This is a genomic window from Polymorphospora sp. NPDC050346 (assembly GCF_040655695.1).
GTDB classification, from domain to species: domain Bacteria; phylum Actinomycetota; class Actinomycetes; order Mycobacteriales; family Micromonosporaceae; genus Polymorphospora; species Polymorphospora lycopeni.
This window is the reverse complement of sequence record NZ_JBFAKM010000002.1, coordinates 13,802-39,075: the sequence shown is the minus strand read 5'-3', so window position 1 is coordinate 39,075 and position 25,274 is coordinate 13,802. Positions and strand designations below refer to the sequence as shown.

At 71.9% G+C, this 25,274-nt stretch carries 26 protein-coding genes; 18 read left to right on the top strand and 8 right to left on the bottom strand.

Going from position 1 to position 25,274, the window contains the following annotated elements:
* The first annotated feature begins 1 nt into the window (after position 1).
* From AB0I42_RS02690 to AB0I42_RS02680, 3 genes are read left to right on the top strand one after another with little or no spacing between them, the layout of a single operon-like run.
* Positions 2-1,216 (top strand): nucleotide disphospho-sugar-binding domain-containing protein, encoded by a 1,215-nt coding sequence (locus AB0I42_RS02690; protein WP_357533533.1) that lies wholly within the window; start codon positions 2-4, stop codon positions 1,214-1,216.
* A gap of 48 nt (positions 1,217-1,264) precedes the next feature.
* A complete protein-coding gene (locus AB0I42_RS02685) occupies positions 1,265-1,840 on the top strand; it encodes a hypothetical protein (protein WP_357533531.1) in 576 nt (191 codons plus the stop codon).
* 3 nt (positions 1,841-1,843) lie between these two features.
* Positions 1,844-2,293, top strand: coding sequence for a nucleotidyl transferase AbiEii/AbiGii toxin family protein (locus tag AB0I42_RS02680; RefSeq protein WP_357533529.1), 450 nt, complete (start codon positions 1,844-1,846; stop codon positions 2,291-2,293).
* Positions 2,294-2,467: 174 nt separating this feature from the next.
* On the opposite strand, the gene AB0I42_RS02675 is transcribed toward AB0I42_RS02680, so the two are convergent.
* Complete coding sequence (locus AB0I42_RS02675) at positions 2,468-3,859, bottom strand: hypothetical protein (RefSeq protein WP_357533527.1); 1,392 nt, start codon at positions 3,857-3,859, stop codon at positions 2,468-2,470.
* Positions 3,860-4,036: 177 nt separating this feature from the next.
* Complete coding sequence (locus tag AB0I42_RS02670; RefSeq protein WP_357533525.1) at positions 4,037-5,230, bottom strand: threonine synthase; 1,194 nt, start codon at positions 5,228-5,230, stop codon at positions 4,037-4,039.
* A gap of 83 nt (positions 5,231-5,313) precedes the next feature.
* Here AB0I42_RS02670 and AB0I42_RS02665 point away from each other — a divergent pair, with 83 nt between their 5' ends.
* Both AB0I42_RS02665 and AB0I42_RS02660 read left to right on the top strand, forming a co-directional pair.
* The gene (locus AB0I42_RS02665; protein WP_357533523.1) at positions 5,314-5,910 is read left to right on the top strand and encodes an AAA family ATPase; all 597 of its coding nucleotides are present in this window, start codon (positions 5,314-5,316) and stop codon (positions 5,908-5,910) included.
* Positions 5,911-5,971: 61 nt separating this feature from the next.
* Entirely contained in the window at positions 5,972-6,745 is a 774-nt protein-coding gene (locus AB0I42_RS02660; protein ID WP_357533521.1) for an aldo/keto reductase, read from the top strand.
* 8 nt (positions 6,746-6,753) lie between these two features.
* Here the strand turns inward: AB0I42_RS02660 and AB0I42_RS02655 are convergent, their stop codons facing one another.
* Positions 6,754-7,584 carry a MerR family transcriptional regulator gene (locus AB0I42_RS02655; protein WP_357533519.1) on the bottom strand — a complete coding sequence of 277 codons (831 nt, stop codon included), beginning with the start codon at positions 7,582-7,584 and terminating at the stop codon, positions 6,754-6,756.
* 82 nt (positions 7,585-7,666) lie between these two features.
* A complete protein-coding gene (locus AB0I42_RS02650; protein ID WP_357533518.1) occupies positions 7,667-8,440 on the bottom strand; it encodes an IclR family transcriptional regulator in 774 nt (257 codons plus the stop codon).
* Between the two features lie 54 nt (positions 8,441-8,494).
* On the opposite strand from AB0I42_RS02650, the gene eda reads away from it, so the two are divergent.
* The 4 genes from eda (at position 8,495) to ctaD (ending at position 13,363) form a co-directional block, all read left to right on the top strand.
* Complete coding sequence (gene eda / locus AB0I42_RS02645) at positions 8,495-9,163, top strand: bifunctional 4-hydroxy-2-oxoglutarate aldolase/2-dehydro-3-deoxy-phosphogluconate aldolase (RefSeq protein WP_357533515.1); 669 nt, start codon at positions 8,495-8,497, stop codon at positions 9,161-9,163.
* Between the two features lie 2 nt (positions 9,164-9,165).
* Positions 9,166-10,263, top strand: a complete 1,098-nt coding sequence (locus tag AB0I42_RS02640; RefSeq protein WP_357533513.1) for a sugar kinase — start codon at positions 9,166-9,168, stop codon at positions 10,261-10,263.
* 90 nt (positions 10,264-10,353) lie between these two features.
* On the top strand, positions 10,354-11,460 hold the full coding sequence (locus AB0I42_RS02635) for an FAD-dependent monooxygenase (RefSeq protein ID WP_357533511.1): 1,107 nt from the start codon (positions 10,354-10,356) through the stop codon (positions 11,458-11,460).
* A 142-nt stretch (positions 11,461-11,602) separates the two neighbouring features.
* Positions 11,603-13,363, top strand: a complete 1,761-nt coding sequence (ctaD, locus tag AB0I42_RS02630) for a cytochrome c oxidase subunit I (RefSeq protein ID WP_357533509.1) — start codon at positions 11,603-11,605, stop codon at positions 13,361-13,363.
* 293 nt (positions 13,364-13,656) lie between these two features.
* On the opposite strand, the gene AB0I42_RS02625 is transcribed toward ctaD, so the two are convergent.
* The 3 genes from AB0I42_RS02625 to AB0I42_RS02615 form a co-directional block, all read right to left on the bottom strand.
* A complete protein-coding gene (locus tag AB0I42_RS02625; RefSeq protein WP_357533507.1) occupies positions 13,657-14,871 on the bottom strand; it encodes an MFS transporter in 1,215 nt (404 codons plus the stop codon).
* Between the two features lie 251 nt (positions 14,872-15,122).
* On the bottom strand, positions 15,123-15,698 hold the full coding sequence (locus AB0I42_RS02620) for an isochorismatase family protein (protein ID WP_357533505.1): 576 nt from the start codon (positions 15,696-15,698) through the stop codon (positions 15,123-15,125).
* 14 nt (positions 15,699-15,712) lie between these two features.
* Positions 15,713-16,999, bottom strand: a complete 1,287-nt coding sequence (locus tag AB0I42_RS02615) for a nicotinate phosphoribosyltransferase (protein ID WP_357533504.1) — start codon at positions 16,997-16,999, stop codon at positions 15,713-15,715.
* 425 nt (positions 17,000-17,424) lie between these two features.
* Here AB0I42_RS02615 and AB0I42_RS02610 point away from each other — a divergent pair, with 425 nt between their 5' ends.
* From AB0I42_RS02610 to AB0I42_RS02585, 6 genes are all read left to right on the top strand, one after another.
* Entirely contained in the window at positions 17,425-18,906 is a 1,482-nt protein-coding gene (locus AB0I42_RS02610; protein WP_357533502.1) for a hypothetical protein, read from the top strand.
* A gap of 124 nt (positions 18,907-19,030) precedes the next feature.
* Complete coding sequence (gene clpS, locus AB0I42_RS02605; protein WP_357533500.1) at positions 19,031-19,321, top strand: ATP-dependent Clp protease adapter ClpS; 291 nt, start codon at positions 19,031-19,033, stop codon at positions 19,319-19,321.
* A gap of 100 nt (positions 19,322-19,421) precedes the next feature.
* Positions 19,422-19,916, top strand: coding sequence for a DUF2017 domain-containing protein (locus AB0I42_RS02600; RefSeq protein ID WP_357534120.1), 495 nt, complete (start codon positions 19,422-19,424; stop codon positions 19,914-19,916).
* Positions 19,917-20,029: 113 nt separating this feature from the next.
* Complete coding sequence (locus AB0I42_RS02595) at positions 20,030-20,518, top strand: M67 family metallopeptidase (RefSeq protein WP_357533498.1); 489 nt, start codon at positions 20,030-20,032, stop codon at positions 20,516-20,518.
* A 66-nt stretch (positions 20,519-20,584) separates the two neighbouring features.
* On the top strand, positions 20,585-20,920 hold the full coding sequence (locus AB0I42_RS02590) for a MoaD/ThiS family protein (RefSeq protein WP_357533496.1): 336 nt from the start codon (positions 20,585-20,587) through the stop codon (positions 20,918-20,920).
* Positions 20,921-20,932: 12 nt separating this feature from the next.
* Positions 20,933-21,898 (top strand): pyridoxal-phosphate dependent enzyme, encoded by a 966-nt coding sequence (locus AB0I42_RS02585; RefSeq protein ID WP_357533494.1) that lies wholly within the window; start codon positions 20,933-20,935, stop codon positions 21,896-21,898.
* Positions 21,899-21,984: 86 nt separating this feature from the next.
* On the opposite strand, the gene AB0I42_RS02580 is transcribed toward AB0I42_RS02585, so the two are convergent.
* Positions 21,985-22,617, bottom strand: a complete 633-nt coding sequence (locus tag AB0I42_RS02580) for a hypothetical protein (protein WP_357533492.1) — start codon at positions 22,615-22,617, stop codon at positions 21,985-21,987.
* A gap of 276 nt (positions 22,618-22,893) precedes the next feature.
* Here AB0I42_RS02580 and AB0I42_RS02575 point away from each other — a divergent pair, with 276 nt between their 5' ends.
* From AB0I42_RS02575 to rdgB, 3 genes are read left to right on the top strand one after another with little or no spacing between them, the layout of a single operon-like run.
* The gene (locus tag AB0I42_RS02575; RefSeq protein ID WP_357533490.1) at positions 22,894-23,640 is read left to right on the top strand and encodes an MBL fold metallo-hydrolase; all 747 of its coding nucleotides are present in this window, start codon (positions 22,894-22,896) and stop codon (positions 23,638-23,640) included.
* A 43-nt stretch (positions 23,641-23,683) separates the two neighbouring features.
* On the top strand, positions 23,684-24,412 hold the full coding sequence (rph, locus tag AB0I42_RS02570; RefSeq protein WP_357533489.1) for a ribonuclease PH: 729 nt from the start codon (positions 23,684-23,686) through the stop codon (positions 24,410-24,412).
* A complete protein-coding gene (gene rdgB / locus AB0I42_RS02565) occupies positions 24,409-25,023 on the top strand; it encodes an RdgB/HAM1 family non-canonical purine NTP pyrophosphatase (RefSeq protein WP_357533487.1) in 615 nt (204 codons plus the stop codon). Before rph ends, rdgB begins: the two co-directional genes overlap by 4 nt.
* The last annotated feature ends 251 nt before the right edge of the window (positions 25,024-25,274 follow it).

Genomic DNA, 25,274 nt, shown 5'->3' with positions numbered 1-25,274 from the left:
GATGACCACCGTCGTACTGACCACCCACGGCACCAACGGGGACGTGCTGTCGTTCGTCCAGCTCGGCCGGGCGCTGGCCGGCCGGGGACACGACGTCACGATCGCCACCCACGCCCGCTACGGCCCGACCGCCCGCGCCGCCGGCATCGGGTTCGTCGCCCTCGACACCGAGCAGGAGTACGTCCGCTACCTCGCCGACGCCCGCGACATGCTGGACGCCCGGGTCGGCTCGGCGAGCCTGCCCGACCTGCGCGGCCACTACGAGCGCAACGACCTGTTCGGGCAGATCCGGCGTGAGGTGGAGGTGGTCGCGGCACGACACCGCCCGGGGGAGACCGTCGTCGTCGGCCGGCACACGTCCGGGCTGTCCGCGCTGATCGCCGCCGAGGCGTTCGGGGTGCCCGCCGTCTGGGTCGCCATGACCCCGGCCCAGCACCTGCTGCTGCCGGTGCAGGCCCACGTGCACCGCACCGAACTGGCCGCCGGTGTCGACGCCGTACGGGCCGACTTCGGCCTGCCGCCGGTCACCGACTGGCCGGCGTGGATGTCGGGCGCGGCCCGGCAGATCGGGCTGTGGCCGAAGTGGTTCGACGCCGCCGGCCCGCCGACCCCGGCCGGCGTGGACCGGGTCGGGTTCCTGCTCAACGACGCCGCCGAGTCCGGTGCACCGCCGGCGGAGCTGACCGACCTGCTCGCCGCCGGTGAGCCGCCGGTGCTGGTGGCGGCCAGCTCCGGCCAGATGCTGTGGGAGCCGTTCTACGCGGCGGCGCTGGCCGCGTGTCGCCGGGCCGGCCGTCGGGTGGTGCTGGTCAGCCCGCATCCGGAGAGCCTGCCCGATCCGCTGCCACCCGAAGTCACCTGGTTTCCTAGGTTGCCCTACCGGGAGGTGGTACCGCACATGGCGGCGGTGATCCACCACGGCGGGATCGGCACCCTCGGCCGCTGCCTGGTCTCCGGCGTACCGCAACTGGTGCTGGCGCACAGCTTCGACCAGCCGGACACCGGCGCCCGGCTGCAGCGGCTCGGCGTCGCGCGCTGGCTGCCGTCGACCCGGTGGGACCCTGGCCTGGCCGGGGAACTGCTGGTGGAACTGCTCACCGAGCCCCGGTACGCCGATCGCAGCCGCCGCTTCGGCGCCGCCATCGACATCGCGGCCACCGCGGCCGCCGCCTGCGCCAGCATCGAGTCCGTGCTGACGGTCCCGGCCGGTCGGTGACCGAACGGAGTGCCCAGCGAGTTAGGCCTAACATGCTAGGCTTCCTGGGTGGTCCGGTATACGGAAGACGCCCTGCGAGATGTGATCGCGCGGTACGAGGCCAGCAAGGACGAGGCGCTCGCTCGACGCGACGCCCAGTTGCGCGCCTTCCACGCCGATGGTTGGCGGCCGGTCGACCTCCAACGGGTGACGGGATACAGCCGCGAGACCATCCGGCAGGCGTTGCATCCGGAAGCCAGGCGCGCCGCCAACCACAGCCGGCGCAAGACGAGTGCCGCAGATCTGAGGCCACCCGAGGACTACGTCCCGTACGGTGCGCGGAAACCGTACGTCGTCGCCGACACTCTCGATGACCTGCGGGGTCCCACGGCGGGCACGGTCACGCTGCCGCGTCATCTCGACTGGTCCGGTGACCCCGCTTACGATCTCGACCGGCCTGCCCGCCTCGCCGCGATGTACAAGACCGTCCTCAACGAGGCGAGTACCGTCCAGGATCTGCGCACCTGGATCGACGGAGAGGTACTGGTGCGACTCTGGCCGCAGCTCTGGCTTCCGCCACGCCTACGGCTGCTCTGGGAACGCAGGTTCCCCGAACTCGCCGCGACCGGCGCGGCAGCCGCGTAACCCGTGGACCTGTTTCACGAGCAGTTGGCCCGAACCGGGCTCGCCGCGGCCGAGACGTACGGCTTCGCCCTCGCCGGCGACCACGCGTCGAAGGTGGAGCTGGGGGTGGACTGGCGGGCCAACGAACCCATCCAGATGGCGATCGGGCCGGTCCTGCACCCTGATGACGCCGTCGCGAACAAGGTGGCCGCGCTCTACGGGCGTGCCCTTGCCCGTGACTTCATCGATGTCGACGCTGTAGTTCAGTCCGGCCGGTACGACCGGGACGCGGTGCTGCGTCTTGCCGAGCGAGCCGACAGCGGGTTCGACCGGCGCATGTTCGCCGTTGCGCTCGGACAGGCACGACTTCTCGACGACGACGACTTCGCGGCCTACGGCATGGGCGGCCAGGATCTCGCCGACCTGCGCGCCCGGTACGCGGCATGGCGGACGGAGTTGGTCGAAGGCGCCTGACGGTCCCGTGCCCTTTCCCACCGGGCTCGTTCGGGCCATCCACATGGCGGTGGTGTCCGGTCGAACCCGCCGTGGATCGGTCGGATCCGCGCGACGTCACCGGTTGGTGGTGGTCGGAGATGACGGACGGGCCGCCACGACGTCGCGCGGATCAGGTGTGGGTTGTCGGTCTGACTATCGGGTACGGCTCATCCGGGTCGTGCCGGGATCGCCGATCCGTGGGCCGACCTCGGCGAGCATGTCGAGAACCAGGGCGGCGGTCCAGCTGAACGCCCCGGCGCCGATGCCGTCACCGGTGATCGGGTGGAAATATTCGTAGTAGCCGGACCGGCGTACCAGGTCCAGCATCGCGGTGCGCAGCGTCGCCGCGTGCCCGGCGTACCCGTGGGCCGCCAGCCCTCGGGCGAGCAGCCAGTTCGCGTTGATCCAGACCGGGCCCCGCCAGTAGCGGTTGGCGTCGAAACTGTCGGCCGTCCGGTCGGAGCTCGGGATCGGCATCAGCTCGTTGATCCCGAAGCGGGCCGACTCGGCCTCCGCCACGACCTGCGCCACGATGTCCCGGGGCAGGTCGCCCAGGATCAGCGGGAAGAGGCCGTTGACGCAGCGCTGCGTGCTGAGTCTGCCGGTCTTCAGGTCCAGGGAGCGGAAGGTGCCGCTCTCCGGATCGTAGAGCCGTTCGACGATGCTGCGGGTGATGGTCGCCGCCCGGTCGCGGTGCGGTGCGGGGTCCGCGCCGACGACGGCCGCGATCCGGGCCAGCGCGTGTTCGGCCGCGCCCAGCAGCGAGTTGTACGCCGGGCACTCGACGACGAACAGGTGCCGGTCGACCAGGTCGGCGTCGGAGTAGCCGCCGTTGCGGTAGGTGGCGGCGATCGCGATGTAGCGGGCGTAGTCGTCGTTGGTCGGCCGGTGGTCCGCCGCCGCCCGCTTGAGGTCCTGCCGCTCGTAGCGGATCAGGAGGTCCTCGTCGGCGGTGACGTTCGCCAGCGCCATGTCCCAGGATGGGCTGTTGTCGAGCCCCGATTCCCACGGGTGCACGATGCTGGCCAGTCCGGTGCCGCTGACCCCGCGTGCACCGATCAGGTAGTCCTGTAGCGCGACCAGACGTGGGTAGAGCCGGCGCAGTTCCTCGGCGGAGGCGTCGCCGGGTGCCCGGCGGTAGACCTCCCACGCGGCGAGCGCGTGTGCCGGCGGCTGCACCAGTCCGGTGGAGAAGCGGGGCGGTCGCCCCGACATGGCAGGGACGTCCCAGAAATCGGGACCGGGGAAGTAGTCGCGCTCGGCGACCCCCAGATCGAACACGATGTGCGGCACCCGGCCGTCCGGCCACTGGGCCTCGAAGAGGCTGCGCAGGTCCCGCCAGGCCCGGTCGGGCGCGATGTGCGCCAGGCCGATGCTGATGAAGGCGGAGTCCCAGCTCCACTGGTGTGGATAGAGGGTGCCCGATGGAACGGTGTGGTCGGTTCGCCAGTTGGCGTCAAGGACCTCGGTGGCGGTCCGCCAAAGCGACTCGTCGTCCTCGGAGAGAGGATGCGGTGCGGGCGAAACCGCGGTCAAGCGATTCACGCGGCCATCTTTCCCGTTACCGAGCCCTATTAACGAGCGGCCTTACCGATGTCTCGTTACGCGGAAGATCGCTTTCTGGTTACCGGACGTTCAGGTTGCCAGGCCGGATGGGCGCACTCTAGCGTCAAGTGGTTGCTTCTGTCGGGATGTCGACGGATCCGGTGACTGACGATCGGCTCAGTGACGAGTCGGCCCGAACCCCTCCACCGCAACGGTTTCCGGATACTTCAGGCCGGCGCCGGTGTTGAGCACCACCACCTGTTCGTCCGCGCGGATCCAGCCGTCGGCGCGCAACCGCCGGGCCGCGGTCAGGCCGGCCGCCCCCTCCGGGCACAGCAGCAAACCCTCACGGGCACCGAATTCCCGCAGGTCGGCAAGGATCTCCGAATCGTCGACCGCGATCGCGGTTCCACCGGTACCGGTGACCGCGTCGAGGATCAGCTCGTCGCCCAGCGGCGCCGGCACGGTGATCCCGAAGGCGACGGTGGCGGCGTCGACCCACGGCTCGGCCCGCCGCGCACCGGCCTCGAAGGCCCGTACGATCGGGGCGCAGCCGCTGGACTGGACCGCCACCAGCCGGGGCATCCGGTCGTCGATCCAACCCAACTCGCGCAGTTCGCCGAGTGCTTTGTGAATTCCGATCAATCCGACCCCGCCGCCGGTCGGATAGATGATCACGTCGGGCACCCGCCAGCCGAGCTGTTCGACTATTTCCAGGCCCATTGTCTTCTTGCCCTCGAGCCGGTACGGCTCTTTCAGGGTGCTGGCGTCGAAGATCGTGCCGCCCGACCCGGCGAGGATGCCGGCGACGTGCCGCCCGGCGTCGTTGATGAGGCCGTCGACCAGAAGCAGGTCGGCGCCGGCGGCGATGCACTCGTTGCGGGTGATGGCCGGAGCGCCCAGCGGCATCGCGATGGTGGCCCGCAGCCCGGCGCGGGCCGCGTACGTCGCCCAGGCCGCACCCGCGTTGCCGTTGGTCGGCATGGCGACATGCCGGACCCCGAGTTCGCGGGCGCGTGACACGCCGACGGCCGCGCCACGGGCCTTGAACGAACCGGTGGGGACCAGGCCCTCGTCCTTGATCAGCAGGTTGGGAAGTCCGATGTGCTCGCCGTAGCGGGTGGCCGGCAGCAGCGGCGTCCAGCCCTCGCCGAGGGTGACGGCGTTGGCCGGGTCGGCGACCGGCAGCAGTTCCCGGTAGCGCCAGAGATCGGCGCCCCGGCCGGTGAGGTCGGCGGGGGAGACCGCGGCGCGGACCGCGTCGAGGTCGTAGCGGGCCAGCAGCGGCGATCCGCATCCGCACAGGTTCTGCGGGCGGTCGGCGGGATGCCGCGTACCGCAGCGGGGGCAGTCGAGGTGGGTCAGGAACACGGCACTCCCTCCGGCGGCGGTCCTTCCATGATCCACGCTGCCCGCCCAACGGCCAGCCGGGTCCAACGTGCGAGACTCGGGAGGTGTCCCCGCCCGGCCAGATCGTCCTGCTCAACGGCACGTCCAGCTCCGGGAAGACCAGCCTCGCCGGGCAGTTGCTGACCGTGCTCGACGGGCCGCGCTTCCGCCGGCCCTATTTTCACCTGTCGGTCGACGCGTTCGGCGCGATGCGGGCCGCGCGACCGACCACGCAGCTGTCGCCCGCCGAGGTGACCGACGTGCTCACCCGGACCCGCGCCGGCTTCCACCGGGCGGTCGCCGGCATGGCCCGGGCCGGCAACGACGTGGTCGCCGACCATGTGCTCAGCGAGCCGTGGCGGCTGCGGGACTGCCTGGAGGTCATGGCGGGGCTCGATGTCGTGCTGGTCGGCGTGCACTGTTCGGCCGAGGAGTTGGCGCGACGGGAACGGGTCCGTGGCGACCGTCAGATCGGGCAGGCGGCGGCGCAGGTCGAGCGGGTGCACGCGCACGGCGTCTACGACGTCGAGTGCGACACGACGACCACCACCCCGTACGACTGCGCGGTGCGGATCAGGGACTTCCTGCTGGCCCGGCCGCCCGGCCCGACGGCGTTCGACCGGCTCCGGGCGGCGGCCGCCGGGCGGCCGTACGGGCGGTGACCGCCGGCCGGCCGGCGTAGGGTGCGACGGAGAGGTCCCGTCGTTCGCGGAGGTACGCCCGATGACGTCCCCGTCCGTCACGCTGACCGGTGGCGTGACCATGCCCCTGCTCGGCTTCGGCACCTGGAAGACGACCGGCGAGGAGTGTTACCGGGCGGTCCGGGAGGCGCTCGACGTCGGCTACCGGCACATCGACACCGCCACCATGTACCGCAACGAGGACCAGGTGGGCCGGGCGGTGCGGGACAGCGGGGTGCCGCGCGAGGAGGTCTTCGTCACCACCAAGCTGCTGCCCGAGCAGGCCGACCGGCCGCGCCCGGCGATCGACGCGAGCCTGGCCGCACTCGGCTTCGACCACGTCGACCTGTGGCTGATCCACTGGCCGCCGGCCGGCACCGCGTCGCCATCGACGTGGCGGGAGTTCCTGGCCGTACGCGAGCAGGGGCTGGCCCGGGCGGTCGGGGTGAGCAACTACGACGTCGACCAACTCGACGAGCTGGTCGGGGCGACCGGGGTGGCGCCCGCGGTCAACCAGGTCCGGTGGAGCCCGTCGCTGTACGACCCTCAGGTCGTGGCCGCGCACCGCGAACGCGGTGTGGTGCTGGAGGGCTACAGCCCGTTCCGCAGCACCGACCTCGGCGACCCGGAGCTGGTCCGGATCGCCGAGGCGCACGGTGTGTCGCCGGCCCGGGTGGTGCTGCGGTGGCACCTGGAGCACGGCATCGTGGTGATCCCGAAGTCGGTCACCCCGGAGCGGATCCGGGACAACTTCGACCTGTTCGGTTTCCGGCTCGACGACGACGAGACACGCCGGATCGACGCCCTCGCCCGCTGAGCCGCGACTCAGGACTTGGTGACGGCCAGCTGGAGTTCGGTGACGCCCTCGGCGGTGTTGTCCGCGCAATAGTCGAGGTAGACCTCGCGCACGTACCCGTCGGTCCGGTATCCGTTGTCCTCGACCCACCGGGCCAGGATCTGGATGCTCTGCTCGACGTTGTCCATCGGTCCGCGGTGGATGATCGTCGCCGCGGTCGGGATCGCCGGCACCTCGACGATCTCGAAGTCGTACCCGTCGTGCGACCCGGCGTCGACCTGGGCGGTGGCGTGCACGACGACCGCCTCGCCGGGGCCGTCCGGTGCGGGGGTGTAGTAGGCGATGCCGGGACCGGTCTGCTTCACCCCGGCCACCGCGAGCCGCCGGTGGAGTTCGGCGTAGAGCGGCTGGATGACCGGGCCGATGTCGACGGTCTCGTAGGTCGGGGAGACGGCGGTCAGTTCCGCGACGCGGACCGGGCCGACCGGCTTGAGTACGACGTCCTCGGTGGGCATGTCGCCCTCCTTCTCGATCAACTGGAGCCTCGCCTCGATCCCGGTGAGCCGGGCCGCGTCCGCCTCGATCTGGGCCTCGAGCTGGGCCCGGCGCAGGCGCAGCATGCCGCGCAGCGCGTCGGTGCCGAGGTCCTCGTCGAGGATCGCCTGGACCTGGGTCAGCGTGAAACCGAGGTCCTTCAGGGCGATCACCCGGTTGAGTCGCCCGAGTTGGGCGGCCCGGTAGAAGCGGTAGCCGGTGGCGGGGTCGACGGTGGCCGGGGTCAGCAGCCCGATGGCGTCGTAGTGACGCAGCATCCGGACCGACACCCGGCCCAGTCTGGCGAAGTCTCCGATACTGAACATGGCACGTCCTACCGTGGGGCCTCACACGGTGTCACAGTCAAGGCCGGTGCGCGGCCCGTTCCGGCGCCGGACCCGTCGGCTCCTACGCGGAGATCAGGCGGCGGGCGGCGCGTACCTGCTCGACCGCGCGGCCGAGCGCGGACACGACGCGGTCCTCGGTGTCCGGGCCGATCCGGCCGGCGGGCACCGACAGGCTGATCGCGTCGGTGGCCGGGGCGTGCAGCGGTACGGCCATCGCGAAGCAGACGATGCCCTCGGTGTTCTCGCCGCGGTCGACGGCGTATCCACGGCCGCGGACCAGGTCGAGTTCGGCGCGCAGGGCGTCGGGGTCGGTGACGGTGTCCGGGGTCAGCGCGGCCAGCGGCCAGGTCAGCAGCTCGTCGAGGGACTCCGACGGGCGTTCGGCGAGCAGCACCTTGCCGAGCGCGGTGGCGTGCGCCGGCAGCCGGCGGCCGATCGCGCTGTAGAGCCGCAGCGGGTGCACCGATTCGCGTTTGGCCATGTAGACGACGTGGGCCCCGTCGAGGCGACCGAGGTGCACGGTCTCGCCGAACTCGCGGGACAACCCGTCGAGTACGGCGCCGAGCAGGCCGACGGTGTCGTCGGTCTCCAGGTAGGCGGCGCCGACCTGGAGGGCGCGTACGCCGAGGCCGAACCGGGTGCCGGTGCCGTCGGCCTCCACCCACCCGCGCTGGACCATGGTCCGCAGGATGCCGTGCAGGCTGCTCTTCGGAATGCCGAGGGTGCGGGCGAGGTCGACCAGTGAGCGCCGTTCCGGCGAGGCCGCCAGCGCCTCCAGCACGTCCAGGGTCCGGCCGGCGGATTTGACCGGTTGGTAGGCGTCGCCCGTCGTCATGGCGGTCACTCTAGCCGGGTTGACATCCTCGACCACCGGGCTAGGGTCACAAGTGTGACCAACGTTCATGATTCTGAACAGCAATCGCTCGATGTGACCGCCGCCATCGCCGCCGGCCGGATGCTGCCGGTCGTCGTGCTCGAAGACGCCGCCGCCGCCACCCCGCTCGCCGACGCCCTGGTCGCCGGCGGCCTGCGCAGCGTCGAGGTGACCTTCCGTACCGCCGCCGCCGCGGACGCCATCCGCGCCATGTCCACCAACCCCGACCTGCTCGTCGGCGCCGGGACCGTGCTGTCCCCGGCCCAGGTCGACCAGGCCGCCGAGGCCGGCGCGAAGTTCGTGCTCAGCCCCGGCTTCAGCCCGAGCGTCGTCAAGCGCTGCCAGGAACTCGGCCTGCCGATCTTCCCCGGCGTGGCCACCGCCACCGAGATCCAGATGGCGCTCGACGCCGGGCTGGAGATCGTCAAGTTCTTCCCCGCCGAGCAGCTCGGCGGAATTCCGATGATCAAGGCGCTGGCCGCGCCGTTCCGCTCGGTCCGGTTCATCCCCACCGGCGGGGTCAACACCGGCAACCTCGCCGACTACCTCGCCGTGCCGTCCGTGTTCGCCGTCGGCGGCACCTGGATGGTCGCCCCCGACCTGCTGCGCGCCGGCCGGTGGGACGAGGTCACCGCCCTCACCGCGGCGGCCGTCGCCGCCGCCCGACCCGCCCCGGAGGCGTGACGATGCTCCAGATCCGGCCCGCCGACCAGTGCCGCTACGACCTGGTGTCGCTCGGCGAGATCATGCTGCGGCTCGACCCGGGCGAGGGGCGGGTCCGCACCGCCCGCAACTTCCGGGCCTGGGAGGGCGGCGGTGAATACAACGTCGCCCGCGGGCTGCGCCGCTGCTTCGGGCTGCGCACCGCGGTGGTCACCGCGTTCGCCGACAACGAGATCGGCCGGCTGCTGGAGGACCTGGTCCTGCAGGGCGGCGTCGACACGTCGTTCGTCAAGTGGGTGCCGTACGACGGGCTCGGCCGCTCGGTCCGCAACGGCCTCAACTTCACCGAGCGCGGGTTCGGCGTACGCGGCGCGGTCGGCACCTCCGACCGGGGGCACACCGCCGCCAGCCAGCTGCGGCCCGACGACGTCGACTGGGACCACCTCTTCGGCACCCTCGGTGTGCGCTGGCTGCACACCGGCGGCATCTACGCGGCCCTGTCCGAGATCACCCCGGACACCATCGAGGCCGCCATGTCCGCCGCCCGCCGGCACGGCACGGTCATCTCGTACGACCTGAACTACCGCCCCAGCCTCTGGAAGGCGGTCGGTGGACAGGCCCGGGCCCAGGAGGTCAACCGCCGGCTGGCCCGCTACGTCGACGTGATGATCGGCAACGAGGAGGACTTCACCGCCTCGCTCGGCTTCGAGGTGCCCGACACCGACGAGAACCTGTCCGAGCTCGACGTCGCCAACTTCCAGAAGATGATCGGCGAGGTCACCAAGGAGTACGACAACTTCTCCGTGGTCGCCACCACCCTGCGTACGGTGCGCACGGCGACCGTCAACGACTGGGGCGCGGTCGCGTGGTCGGCGGAGAGCGGCTTCGTCGAGGCCACCCACCGTCCCGGCCTGGAGATCATGGACCGGGTCGGCGGCGGTGACAGCTTCGCGTCCGGTCTCGCGTACGGCCTGCTGGAGAAGGGCGATCTCGCGACGGCCATCGAGTACGGCGCGGCCCACGGGGCGCTGGCGATGACCACCCCCGGCGACACTTCGATGGCGAGCCTCAAGGAGGTTGAGTCGCTGGTCAAGGGAGGCGGAGCCCGGGTCCAGCGCTGATCTTCCACCGGAGGGGTCTGTCGCGGCGCCGTCGCGCGAAGTAGTCTCTTGGCTTCAACGCGTGCCCAACCCCTCGGAGGCGTTGCACAAATGGGCGGATCCTCCCTGCGCGTCCTCATCGTGGGGGCGGGCATCGCCGGGCTGGCCACCGCGCGGGCCCTGCGCCTCGCCGGCTTCCGCCCCCGGGTGGTGGAGCAACTCCCCGCGTCGGCCGTCCCCGGCGCGGGGATCTACCTGCCCGGCAACGCCGCCCGGGCGCTGCGCGCCCTCGACGTCGACGGCCCGGTCCAGCGCCTCGGCGAGGTCATCACCCGCCAGCACTTCCTCGACCAGCGTGGCCGCCCGTTGTGCGAGGTCGACCTGCTCGGGCTCTGGGACGGGGTCGGCGAGTGCCGGGCGTTGCCCCGGTCCGAACTGCACCGGGTGCTGCTCACCGCCGCCGGTGGCGACGTACACCACGAGACCGGGGTGACCGGGCTCCACCTCGGCGCCCGGACCGTCACGGTCGGCTTCGGCGACGGCACCAGCGCCGAATTCGACCTGGTCGTCGGCGCCGACGGCCGCCGCTCCGCGGTCCGCTCGCTCGCCGCGCTCGGTGGCGCGGCCCGCCCGGTCGGTCAGATCGTCTATCGCAGTGTCGTCACCGGCGGCCCCAAGATCACCGAGTGGACCGGGCTGCTCGGCCGGCGGTCCGGGTTCATCGCCGTGCCGATGGGGGCCGGCCGGCTCTACTGCTACGCCGACGAGGCCGGCGACACCCTGCCCGACGATCCCCGGGCCCGGCTCGCCGAACTGTTCGCCGACTACGGCGACCCGGTACCGGAGATCATCGAGGCGATCGACAGGATCCAGGTGGCCCGGACCGACGAGGTCGAACTCGGGCGCTGGTCACGTGGCCGGGTGGTCCTCGTCGGTGACGCCGCCCACGCCACCTCACCGACCCTGTCCCAGGGCGCCGCCATGGCCTTCGAGGACGCGGTCGTGCTCGCCGACACGCTGCGTCACGGTGACGACGTCGAAGCGGCGCTGGAGACGTACGAGAGCCGCCGCCGGCCGCGTACGAAGTGGGTGCTGGACCGTACCCGCGACCGGGAGCGGACGCGTGACGTCCCGGCCGCGCTGCGCGACCCGCTGCTGCGTGGGCGGGGCGGGCGGATCTTCGCCGAGCACTACCGTCTGCTGGTCGATCCGATATAGCCATCGGCCCTGCACCACCACCCGCCGCAAAACCCGCCGGTAGAGGGGACTATCCTCGCTGCGAGGTACGCCCGCGGATCAACGACAGAGCGTCAACGACGAGCGCGTGCCGAGTGTGACCAACGAGAACCGGAGGCCGCTCGTGACCACCGTCGGACCGAAGCCGATCGTGACCCGGCCCTGGCCGGTCCATCAGCCGGTAAAGGGCTCGGCCATCGCGCGGATCCTGCGTACGACGGACGCGAAGCAGATCGGGATCATGTACATGATCACCGCCTTCGTGTTCTTCCTGATCGGCGGCCTGATGGCGCTGATCATGCGGGCCGAGCTGGCCCAGCCCGGGCTGCAGTTCCTCTCCCCGGAGCAGTACAACCAGCTCTTCACCATGCACGGCACGATCATGCTGCTGTTCTTCGCGACGCCGATCGTCTTCGCGTTCGCGAACTACATCGTGCCGATCCAGATCGGCGCGCCCGACGTGTCGTTCCCCCGGCTGAACAGCTTCGCGTACTGGCTCTACCTCTTCGGTGGCACGCTCGCCATGGCCGGCTTCCTCACCCCGGGTGGCGCGGCCGACTTCGGCTGGTTCGCGTACGCCCCGCTGAGCAGCGTCGAGCACTCGCCGGGCGTCGGCGCCAACATGTGGATCGTCGGTCTGGCCATCTCCGGTCTGGGCACCATCCTCGGCGGCGTCAACCTGATCACCACGATCCTGACGCTGCGCGCGCCCGGCATGACGATGTTCCGGATGCCGATCTTCACCTGGAACATCCTGGTCACCAGCCTCCTGGTGATCATGGTCTTCCCGCTGCTGGCCGCCGCGCTGTTCGCGCTCGCCGCCGACCGGATCCTCGGCGCCCACGTCTACGCCCCGGAGACCGGCGGCCCACTGCTCTGGCAGCACCTCTTCTGGTTCTTCGGCCATCCCGAGGTCTATATCGTGGCGCTGCCGTTCTTCGGCATCGTCAGCGAGATCATCCCGGTCTTCTCCCGTAAGCCGATCTTCGGCTACAAGGGCCTGGTCGGCGCCACCATCGCCATCGCGGCCCTGTCGATGAGCGTGTGGGCGCACCACATGTTCGCCACCGGCCAGGTGCTGCTGCCGTTCTTCAGCTTCCTGAGCTTCCTCATCGCCGTACCGACCGGTATGAAGTTCTTCAACTGGATCGGCACCATGTGGCGCGGCCAGATCAGCTTCGAGACACCGATGCTGTGGTCGATCGGCTTCCTGGTGACGTTCCTCTTCGGCGGCCTGTCCGGCGTGCTGCTCGCCAGCCCGCCGATCGACTTCCACGTCTCCGACTCGTACTTCGTCGTCGCGCACTTCCACTACGTGCTCTTCGGCACGATCGTGTTCGCGGTGTTCGCCGGCATCTACTTCTGGTTCCCGAAGATGACCGGCCGGATGCTCGACGAGCGCCTCGGCAAGATCCACTTCTGGATGACCCTCATCGGCTTCCACACCACGTTCCTCGTGCAGCACTGGCTCGGCAACGACGGCTTCCCCCGTCGCTACGCCGACTACCTGCCGATGGACAACTGGGCCACGCTCAACACGATCTCCACGATCGGGTCGTTCATCACCGGTATCTCGACCCTGCCGTTCATCTGGAACTGCTGGAAGTCGTACAAGACCGGCCCCATCGTCGAGGTCGACGACCCGTGGGGCCACGGCAACTCGCTGGAGTGGGCGACCAGTTGCCCGCCCCCGCTGCGCAACTTCGACCGGATGCCCCGGATCCGCTCCGAGCGGCCCGCGTTCGACCTGAAGTTCCCGCACCTGGCCGCCGGCCACCAGTCGCTGGCCGGGCCGCCCGAGGGTGGCGCGAAGCCGCTGACGAGCGAGTCCGACGGCGGCGCCAGCTACACCGAGGACGTGGCGAGCGACCTCGACCGCCGCTGACCCGCACCACTCGCGAAGCGCCGGCCTCCGTACGGGGGGCCGGCGCTTTCGTCTGTGCTGCCCTTTGCCGCCGGGCTGGCAGCGCTGCGACCGCCCGCCGCGCGGGATGACGTCGATCTGAGCGGGAGAGACCCTACCGGCGGCCGATAAGGTCCCTCCCGCTCAGATCAACACCTGCTCGGGCTGGCGCGGCCCGGCGTGCCGCCGGGGGCGGCGCGGCCCTGGCGTGCTGCCGGGGCGGGCACGGCGGCGTGCTGCCGGGGCCGCGTGCTGTCGTCGGGCCGGCCGCCCGGTCAGACCTCGACGGGGACCAGGGGAGCGCGGCGTCGCCGGAGTCCGGCGGGCAGGGCGAGGAGCGCCACGAGCGCCCCGACCGCGCCGGTGGCGGCGAAGCCCCAGGCCGGGCTGGAGGCGTCGATCACGGCGCCGGCGAGGGGTGCCCCCAGCGCGATCCCGACCGTCATCGCCGAGCCGTGCAGGCCCATCGCCTCACCCCGGGCGGACGCCGGCGCCAGCCGGCTCACCGCGTCGGCGGTCGCGGCGATCGTCGGGGCGCACAGTGCCCCGGCCGGCAGCAGCGCGATCGCCAGCAGCCACCACTGGCCGCCGCCGAGCCCGACCGGGATGGTGCAGAGCGCGAGCGCGCCCATCAGCCCGACCGGCGGGACCGGTCGCGACGCGGAGCCGTACGCGAACCCACCCACCAGCGAGTAAGCGGCCCAGACGGCGAGGACCAGCCCGGTCCACGCCACCTGGCCGGACTCCCGCAGCACGGCGACCACCGCCACGTCCGTGCCGCCGAGGACCAGGGTCGCCGCGGCACTGACCGCGAGTACGCCCACCAGTCGCGGCGTCAGCCACTCCCGGCGCCGTACGGGGGCCGCGGCGGTGGCCTTCTCGGCGGCGGTGCGGACCGGCGGGTTGAACAGGAAAAGGGTGATACCGGACAGGACGATCCCGCTGCCGACGGCGAGCATCGTCACCCGGGGCGAGAGCGCCGTCGACAGGAACACGGCGAGCGCCGGACCGATCATGAACGACAGTTCGACCGACATCGAGTCGAGCGCGTACGCCGGACGCCGGTGCGCCTCGGGGGCGAGCGCCGCGATCGACTGCCGGACCACGGAGAAGACCGGCAGGGTGAGCAGCCCGCCGAAGAAGGCGGCGACCAGCAGCACCGGATACGGCAGCGCCTGGGCGACCGCCCAGAAGATCGCCTCGGCGACGGTGGTGACGGCGATAACGGGACGTAGACCGTGCCGGTCGACGAGCCGGCCGAGCAGTGGTGCGCCGATCGCCGTGCCGACCGTCATGGCGCCGCCGACGAGCCCGGCCGCCGCGTAGCCGCGCTCGAGGTCGAGTACGACGTGCAGGGTCAAGGTGATGCCGGCCGCGGTCACCGGCACCCGGGCGAGTACGGCGATGAGCAGCAGCGGCCGGATGCCGGGCAGCCCGAGCGCCTGACGGTAAGGGGTGAGCTTCATGTTGGTGCGTACCTCCGGGGACATCCTCGCCCCTGGGTACGACGCCCCCGCCACCGGATTCCCACCCCCGCGCCGGCCCACCCGGTGGCCCCGCGCCGGCCCACCCGCCCGCCCGGGTCGATCAAGGGCAGATCATGCCGCGAAAGCCGCGGAACACCCCCGACTTCTCCTTGATCGACCCCGCGGGGCGACCCCACGGGGCGACCCCATGGGGCGGGCCCCACGGGCGGCCCCGCGGGCCCCACGGGCGGGGCCCGCGCGGCGGGCCGGGTGGGCTACTGGACGGACGGGGTGCCGGTCAGGGTGACGTCGGCGGAACGCAGGTCGTTGAGCGCCAGGTCGGTCGTGACCCGGGACACGCCGGCGGTCAGGTCGAGCAGCACCGTCGTGGCGAAGCCCTCCCGTGCCGCGTCCAGCGCGGTCGCGCGTATGCAGTGGTCCGTCGCGATCCCCACCACGTCGACCGTGTCGACGTCGCGGGCGCGCAGCCAGTCGGCCAGGCCGACGTCGCCGTCGGCCCGTCCCTCGAAGCCCGAGTACGCCGCCGCGTACTCGCCCTTGTGGAACACCGCCTCCACCCGGTCGGTGGCCAGCTTGGGGTGGAACTCGACGCCGTCGGTGCCGACGACGCAGTGCGCCGGCCACGACGACACGAAGTCCGGCGGGTTGCCGAAGTGGGCGCCCGGGTCGATGTGGTGGTCCTTGGTCGCGACGACGTGGTCCCAGCCACCGTCGTTGCCGGCCAGCACCCGCGAGATCGCCTCGGCGACCTCGGCACCGCCGCCGACGGCGAGGGAACCGCCCTCGCAGAAGTCGTTCTGTACGTCCACGATGATCAGGGCTCGGGCCATTGGGGGCAGACCTTTCAGCTTGTCGGTACGACGGTGACCGGGATCGCGGGGTCACCGGCGGAGAGCTTGAGCCCTTCCCACGGTATCGAGATCAGGCACTGACGCAGATGGTCGCGGGCGGCGGCCAGCGGCGGCTGGGCCGCCGGCTCGCCACTGATGACGTACGACGTCTGCAGCAGCCGGTCGTTCGGCTTGTGATCGGGTACGCCCTGCGAGACGACGATCTCCTCGGTGGCGGTGCCGGTCGGCTTGTGCCGGCGTACGGCGACTTTCCGCCCACCGACGGTGGCCTTGTTCTCCGACCGCTTCACCACGGGCCGGCCGTCGACCTCGACGAGCTTGTAGACCAGGCCGGCGGTCGGGGCTCCGGAGCCGGTCACCACCGACGTGCCGGCGCCGTACATGTCGACCGGCTCGGCGGCGAGCGCGGCGATGGCGTACTCGTCGAGGTCACCCGAAACGATGATCTTCGTCTCGGTCGCGCCGAGCGAGTCGAGCAGTTCCCGGGAGTGCTGGGCCAGCACCGACAGGTCGCCGGAGTCGATCCGTACGGCCAGCAGGTCCGGTCCGGCGACGGCGATGGCGTTGCGGATGCCCTGCGCGATGTCGTACGTGTCGACCAGCAGCGTGGTGTTCTTGCCCAGCGCGGCGACCTGCGACGCGAACGCGGCCGGCTCGTCGTCGTGCAGCAGCGTGAACGCGTGGGCGGCGGTGCCGGCGGTCGGGATGCCGTAGCGGTGGCCGGCGGCCAGATTGGAGGTGTAGGCGAAGCCGGCGAGGTAGGCGGCGCGGGCGGCGGCGACCGCGGCCTGCTCGTGGGTGCGTCGCGCGCCCATCTCGATGACGGCGCGGCCCCGGGCGGCGGTGACCATCCGGGCGGACGCGGCGGCGATCGCGCAGTCGTGGTTGAGCACCGACAGCACCAGCGTCTCCAGCACCACGCACTCGGCGAAGGTGCCGGACACGGTCAGGATCGGCGAGCCGGGGAAGAAGAGTTCACCCTCGGGATAGCCGTCGATGTCGCCGGTGAAGCGGTAGTCGGCCAGCCACTTGGCGGTGTCGGCGTCGACGATTCCGGCCCGCCGCAGGTAGGCGAGGTCGTCCTCGGCGAAGCGGAAGTCGCGCAGCATCTCGACGAGACGGCCGGTGCCGGCGACCACACCGTAGCGGCGGCCGGTCGGCAGCCGTCGGGTGAACACCTCGAATACGCAGCGCCGGTCGGCCGTGCCGTCCTTCAGGGCGGCGTTGACCATCGTCAGTTCGTATTGGTCGGTGAGCAGCGTGGGGTGCAAGGTGGTCACTCCTGAGAGCCTAGGTGCTGTGTCCGCGGGCCGTCGCCGAGGTCCGGGCCGGTCCCGCCGGGCCGGGCCGGCCGGGTGCCGCCGGTCACACCGGCCGCACGGCGGCGCCGGGGCGCGGAAACGCATGGCCGGACGGCTCTTGCCAACGCCGGCCGGCGCGCTGAGAATGGGCCCAACCATTGCCGCCGGTCGCCGCCGCGATCAGCAGGCGGAGCCCCTCCGTGCGGCCGACACCGCGCCACGGGTCCGTCCGCGGAGCAGGGCACGCCATGCCGTGCGTGAGTTCCGTCGACGGGCCGCAGTCTCAGTTGCGATCCCGGTCACCAGTTGAGAAGCGTCACCACCCCTGACGTGAGGGGCCGGCGGTGCGGCGTTCCGGTCGTCCGCTCCGCCGCCGGTCCACCGGCGTCGAGGAGGCCACCGCCATGGAGCCTGCCACGCTGCTGCCCACCCAGGATCCGCCCGGTCCGGGAGACGCGCGCCATCCGGCGCCGCGGTCCGGGACGGGGGCGGTCCGGATTCCGCGCCGGCGCCGCCCGGTACGGCTGCGGACCACGCTGGCCGCCGCGGTCCCCGACGAGCCGCTGGCCGTCGTCGTCGCCGGCCCATCCGGGCACGGCGCGGTGCTGGGCGCGCTGCTCGGCGGGGCGGTGCCGCTGTCGAGGCCGTCCGGCAACGCGTTCCTGGTCGTCGGGCACGCGGCCGACCCGGCCGTGGTCGCCCACCTGCCCGGGCGCCGGGAGCCACAGCCGTACGCGCCGGACAGCCCACGGACCCGCCCACCCCGGCGGATCGAGGTGTCGCTGCCCGACCCGCTGCTGCGCCACTTCACCCTGGTCGACGCACCGGACACCGACGACCTGGACGCCGCCGGGACACGGCTGCTGCTCGACGTGGCCGCCCGGGGCGCGCTGCTCTTCGTGCTGCCCGCCGGCCGGCAACCGGACCGGCCGGAGATCGCCCTGCTGGCCGGGGCCGCCCGGGCGGGCGTACCGGTGCTGTTCGTCGTCACGCCGGCTCCCGACCCGGCCGCGGCTGCCGACGGTGGGACGGCCGCGCAGCGTTCCGCCGTGCTGGCGGCGGTTCCGGCGCTCGCCGGGGCGCCGTGGTGCGCCGTCGACCCGGCCGGTGCCGACCCGGCCGACCTGCGCCGGGCCCTGGTCGAGTGGGCCGGTGTGACCGACCTGCGCCGAAGCGCCGACCGGCCACCGCCCCCGGCCACCGGCGCCGTACGGGTCGTCGCCGACGCACCCGACGCGGACTGGGCGGCGTGGCTGGACCGGCTGGTCCGCTCGGCCGCGCACCTGGCCCGGCAGCGGCTCGCCGTCGAACTCGCCGGCATCCACCTGCGCTGCCTGCGCGACATCGTCGCCGGTGCCGGGCCGGCCGGCCTGCCGGACCGGTTCGACCGGGAACTGCACGCGCTGTCGGTGCTCGCCACGGCCACGGCGGACGCGGAACTGGCCCGGATCGTCGAGGAGACCGCCCGCCGCCTCTTCGACCGCACCGACCGGGACGTCCGGCACCGGCTGGCCGTCGCGGTACGCCGCGGGCTCGCCGACGACCCGGCCGCGCCCGGTCTCGAGCGGGTGCTCCTGGTCACCACGACCGCCGGGGTCGCCACGGTCACCGGTCCGGCGGCGGTGGCGGCACTCCAGGCATACCCGGCGCCGGCGGCACCGGCGGTGCTGCCGCCCTTCGGGCTGGCGCTGTCCGCCGGCTGCTACGGCCACTGGCGCAACCCGACCAACGCCGATCCGGCGCGGGCCCGGGCCTGGCTGCAGCGTGCGGTACGCGCCGTCGAACTGGAACTGCTGGCCGAAACCTCCCGGCGGTACGGCGCCGCCGGCCGTTCGCTCACGCTCGTGACCACCGAGGCGCTCGACCACGGCATCCTGCTGGCCTGATCACCGGACTTCCGGCCTGCTCACCCGGCTGCCGGCCCGATCGCCGGAAAACGGCACAGCGGACCGGACATCTGTGGCGGTTCCGGTTCATCGGTTCCCCGGCATCGGTGGCACGATGGGTGCCATGGCGGCTCCACAGGTTGCACCGGCAGAGGTCCCGATCACCGAAGAGGTGCCGGCCGAGGACCGGCCGTGGGTGACGATCGTCTGGGACGATCCGGTCAACCTCATGTCCTACGTGACGTGGGTCTTCCAGAAGCTCTTCGGCTACAGCAAGGAGAAGGCCGAACGGCTCATGCTCGACGTGCACCACAAGGGCCGGGCGGTGGTGTCGAGCGGCGCCCGCGAGCGGATGGAGCACGACGCCTCACGGCTGCACGCGTACGGTCTGTGGGCGACGGTCGACAAGTCATGAGCGAGCGGAGCGAGAGGGCCGTGAGCGAGCGGAGCGAGGGAACCGTCGGGTTCAGGGGTTGGCACGCCGACCCCGAGCGGAGCGAGGGGGCGGCGTGAGCATGTTCCGGCGTCAGGGTGAGTACTGTGTCGCCACCTTCGCCACCGACGAGGTGCGGGTGCTGCGCAAGGTCGCCGGCGAGGTGGTGGGCCTGCTCACCGACGGGTTCGACCACGACGACCCGGTGGTGGGCCGCCTCTTTCCGGACGCCTACCCCGACGAGCCGACCGAGTCGGCCGAGTTCCGCCTCTACACCGAGGGCGACCTGAAGACCGCCAAGATCGACCAGGCGGGCGCGGTCCTCGCCGCCCTCCCCGACGCCAGCGGCGGCGAGGTACGCCTCGACGGCGAGGCGGCCGAGGCGTGGCTGCGGGCGCTGAACGACGCCCGGCTGGCGATGGGGGTGCGCCTCGACCTGAAGGACGGCACCGATCTCGGCGAGGAACTCGACGACGCGGTGTTGCAGGACCCGACCTCGTCGCGGGTCTTCCAGCTCTCCGTCTACGCCTACCTGGGTTATCTGCAGGAGTCGCTGCTCAACGCGCTGATCGACTGAACCGCGCGGGCCGGGAGCGGCGGCGGTGCCGCTAGGGACGTCCGGGCGGTGACGCCGACCACGTGGTGGACAGGACCGGCACCGGACGCTGGTGAGGCGGTAGGCTGGCCCTCGTGCTGACCATCGACCGGGCGATCATCGACGCGATCGTCGCTCACGCCCGCCGGGACCATCCGGACGAGGCGTGTGGCGTCGTCGCCGGTCCCGCCGGGTCCGACGTGCCGACCCGGCACATCCCGATGGACAACGCCGCCCGCTCGATGACCTTCTACGAGTTCGACTCGATGGAGCAGTTGCGGGTGTGGCGCGAGATGGACGACCGCGACGAGGAGCCGGTCGTGATCTACCACTCGCACACCGCCACCGAGGCGTATCCGTCGCGCACCGATGTGTCGTTCGCCGGCGAACCGGGCGCCCACTACCTGCTCGTGTCGACCCGTGACCCCGACACCGAGGAGATCCGCTCGTTCCGCATCGTGGACGGGGTGATCACCGAGGAGCCGGTCCGGATCGTCGATGCGAACGTGGACCCGAACGCGGTCCAGTCCTACATGTTCGGGCAGAGCCCGACGACGGTCGACTACGAGTGTTCCGGTCGCTGATTCCCGCAGCAGCCCGACCCACCGCAGTCTTTCTCCCGATCACCGTCGTTTCTTAGGAGCACGTCAATGGCTATCGAGGTTCGTATCCCCACCATCCTGCGCACCTACACCGGTGGCGCGAAGGTCGTCGAGGGCAGTGGAGACACCCTGGGTGGACTCCTGGCCGACCTGGACGCCAAGTTCGCCGGCCTGCGCGGCCGGCTCGTCACCGACGAGGGCACCCTGCACCGCTTCGTCAACGTCTACGTCAACGACGAGGACGTCCGTTTCCTCGGCGCGCTGGACGCCAAGCTGTCCGACGGCGACAGCGTGACCATCCTGCCGGCCGTGGCCGGTGGTGCGTTCGGGTTCGCGGCCGCGGCCGCGATGCTCGGCCACCGCGCGCCGGTCGCCGCCCGCTGAGGCCGGGCCGGCATGGCACGGTACGACAGCCTGCTCGACGCCTGCGGCGGCACGCCGCTCGTGGGCCTGCCCCGGCTCTCGCCGACGGTGCCCGACGGGGCGCCGCCGGTGCGGCTGTGGGCGAAGCTGGAGGACCGTAACCCGACCGGCAGCATCAAGGACCGTCCGGCGCTGTTCATGGTCCGCGAGGCCGAACGCGCCGGGCGGCTCCGCCCCGGCGACACGATCCTGGAGCCGACGAGCGGCAACACCGGCATCTCGCTGGCCATGGTCGCCAAGCTGCGCGGCTACCGGCTGGTCTGCGTGATGCCGGAGAACGTCTCCGCCGAGCGGGTCCAGCTGCTCCGCATGTACGGCGCCGAGATCATCTTCTCGGCGGCGGCGGGCGGTTCCAACCAGGCGGTCGCGACCGCGAAGCAGATCGCGGCCGAGCACCCGGACTGGGTGATGCTCTTCCAGTACGGCAACGAGGCCAACGCCCGCGCCCACTACGAGTCGACCGGCCCCGAGCTGCTGCACGACCTGCCCTCGATCACCCACTTCGTCGCCGGGCTGGGCACCACCGGCACCCTGATGGGCACCGGGCGCTACCTGCGGGAGAAGGTCGAGGGCATCGAGATCATCGCCGCCGAACCGCGATACGGCGAGCTGGTCTACGGGCTGCGCAACATCGACGAGGGCTACGTGCCGGAGCTCTACGACGCGTCCGTGCTGACCCGGCGGTTCTCCGTCGGCACCCGCGACGCGGTGCTGCGTACCCGGCAGCTTGTCGAGGTCGAGGGGATCTTCGCCGGGTTCTCCACCGGCGCCATCCTGCACGCCGCCCTGGCGGTCGCGCACGAGGCGGTCAAGGCGGGGCGTCGGGCCGATGTCGCGTTCGTGGTGGCCGACGGCGGCTGGAAATACCTGTCGACCGGCGCGTACGGCGGCACCCTCTCCGACGCCGAGGACGCCCTCGAAGGCCAGCTCTGGGCCTGACCTGATTCCTTTCCACGCCTGAACCCGACGACGCCGGCCGCGGCATCCGCGGCCGGCGTACGTCTTTCCGGCGGGGCGCCGGGGCGTCAGAGGGCGACGATCGTCAGGACCAGGTTCAGCAGCAGCGGCACCGTCGCGCCGCCCAGCATCAGCCACGGCAGCCGGCGCCGCTGGATCGACAGGAAGCCGCCGACGGTCAGCGTGATCCCCGCCAGGCCGCCGATGATCAGCGCCGGCTCGTACCAGAACGGGTCGGTGCCGGACAGGATCGCGTACAGGCCGCGCAGCGCCACGGCCATGCCGACCAGGCCCAGCGCGGTCGCCCAGGTGCACAACCCGACCATCCGTCGGCCGTCGGGCGCCGGGTCCCCGGCGCCGGGCAGCCGGAACAGGCTCGCCAGCCCGCGCCGGGGAAGGAAGACCTCGTCGCGGGAGCCGAGCCGTACGGTGGTGTCGCTCGCCGCCCGCTGCACCCAGAACGGTCGGTCGGGCGCCGCGTTTCCGCTCCGGCGCGGCGCCGGTTCGGTACCGGACCCGCTTTCCGGCGCGGCTTCCACCGGCTCGGTGGCGTCCGGCGGAGTCGCCGTCGACAGGTCCGGATCGTGGCGCTGCGCTACCGGAACCGCCGGCGTCGGAATCGGTTCGGTAACCGCCTCCGGGTCCACCTCGGCGGGCAGTGTGCCGGCGCCGAGCGATGGGCTGTCAGCTTGCGGGGCCACGTGTCACCGTCCTGCGATCTGTCGCGGTCCACGCGTACCCGTGGACCTTCACGCTGTGCAACGGATCTGTGTGACGGCGCGTAACGGTGCGGTCGGTCGCAACCCGCAGGCGGCGTACCCTCCGGTGGTGTCGCCTTGATGACAAGTTGGATCAGACCTTTCGTCGCCATGCTGGTCACCGCGTAGGCTGCGTGCCGTGACGGACTCGCCAGTACGGATCTTCAGCACAACGGTCGGCGGGCTGTCGGTGGCCGGCGACCCCTCCGGGACAGTCGGATGCGGCTGACCGTCCTGGGCTGCGCCGGCAGTTTCCCGGGGCCCGACTCGGCCTGCTCGGCCTACCTGGTGGAGGCCGACGGCTTCCGCCTCCTGATCGACTTCGGCTCCGGTTCGCTGTCCGCGTTGCAGCGCTACGCGGGGCTCTACGCCGTCGACGCGATCCTGCTCACCCACCTGCACGGCGACCACATGCTCGACGCGTGCACCTACATCGTGGTCCGCCGGTACGCCCCGCAGGGGCCGCTGCCCCCGCTGCCGGTGTACGCCCCGGCCGGCGCCCCGGACCGGATCGCGGGCGCATACAGCAACGAGCCGGACTCGGTCGACGACGTCTACACCTTCTACGGGCTCCAGCCGGGCAGCTTCCCGATCGGCCCGTTCACGGTGACCGTCGACCGGGTCAACCACCCCGTGGAGACGTACGGGGTGCGCCTGGAGTGGCAGAACCGGGTGATCACCTACTCGTCGGACACCGCACCCTGCGACGCGCTGATCCGGCTGGCGCACGGCGCCGACCTGTTCCTGTGCGAGGCGAGCTATCTCGACGAGGTCGACAATCCGCCCGACCTGCACCTGACCGGCCGGGAGGCCGGCGAGATCGCGACGAAGGCGGGGGTGGGCAAACTGCTGCTCACCCACCTGGTGACCGCCTGGGGCAGCGAGGCGACCACCCTGGAGGAGGCCGAGTCGGCGTTCGACGGCCCGCTGGAAATCGTCCGGCCGGGCGCCCGCTACGAACTCTGATCCCGGCCGGCAGGCTTGATCCGGCCACCAATAGGGTGTCGGGATGGCGCGACCTGACGGGCGGCGGCCCGACCAACTCCGACCGGTGACGTTGACCCGGCAGTGGAGCATGCACCCCGAGGGCTCGGTGCTGGTGGAGTTCGGCGACACCCGGGTGTTGTGCACCGCGAGTGTCACCGAGGGGGTTCCCCGCTGGCGCAAGGGTTCGGGGCTCGGCTGGGTGACCGCCGAATACTCGATGCTGCCCCGCGCGACCACGACCCGGTCGGACCGGGAGAGCGTGAAGGGCCGGGTCGGCGGGCGTACCCACGAGATCTCCCGGCTGATCGGCCGCAGCCTGCGGGCGACGATCGACCTGAAGGCACTCGGCGAGAACTCGATCGTGCTCGACTGCGACGTGCTCCAGGCCGACGGCGGCACCCGTACGGCGGCCATCACCGGCGCGTACGTGGCCCTGTCCGACGCGGTCGACTGGCTGGCCGAGCGCAAGGCGCTGGCCGGTAAGCCGGCGAAGGTGCTGCACCGGTCGGTGGCCGCGGTCAGCGTCGGCGTCATCGAGGGCGAGCCGCGGCTGGATCTGTGCTATCTGGAGGATGTCGCCGCCGAGGTCGACATGAACGTCGTCTGCACCGGTGAGGGTGACTTCGTCGAGGTGCAGGGGACCGGCGAGTCCGGGGTGTTCGCCCGCGACCAGCTGGACGCGTTGCTCGATCTCGGGGTGGCCGGCTGTGCCGAGCTGGCGCAGGCGCAGCGGAAGGCGCTGGGCAAATGACGAAACTGCTGCTGGCGACCCGTAACGCCAAGAAGCTTGTCGAACTCCAGCGGATCCTCGACGAGGCGCTGGGTGTGCGGCGCGTCGAACTGGTGGGGCTGTCCGACGTACCGGAGTATCACGAGGTCCCGGAATCCGGCCTGACGTTCGGCGAGAACGCGCTGCTCAAGGCCCGGGAGGGGTGCCGCAACACGGGGCTGCCGACGGTCGCCGACGACTCGGGGCTGGCCGTCGACGCGCTGAACGGGATGCCGGGCGTGTTCAGCGCCCGCTGGTCCGGCCGGCACGGTGACGACCAGGCCAACCTCGACCTGGTGCTGGGCCAGATCGGTGACGTGCCGGACGAGCACCGGGGCGGGGCGTTCGTCTGCGCCGCCGCGCTGGTGCTCCCCGGCGGCAAGGAACACCTGGTCGAGGGACGCCAGGCCGGCCGGATCCTGCGGGCGCCGCGCGGCGAGGGCGGGTTCGGGTACGACCCGATCTTCCTCGGCGAGGGTCAGACCCGGACGAACGCCGAGTTGGCTCCCGCCGAGAAGGACGCGATCAGCCACCGCGGCAAGGCGTTCCGGTCCCTGGCGAAGGTGATCGCCAAAATCCCCCTGGCCGGCTGACCTCTGCCTCCGCCCCGTGGGCTTTTGATCGTCTGCGGTTCAGGCGCTCCGCGTACGGCGTGTCGAACACCTGAACCACAGACGATCGAGGCCGGCCGGTCTCGCTGCGGCCCGAGGTGGTTCCGGCTGCGGTGCGGATACCGCTGTTGTGGTCCACAGCAAGTTCGCTGTGGATACGCCGAATTCGCTGTGAGGCGCCACGGCACATCCGGCGACCACGCGCCAGGTCCAACGGGTGACCGATGATCGTC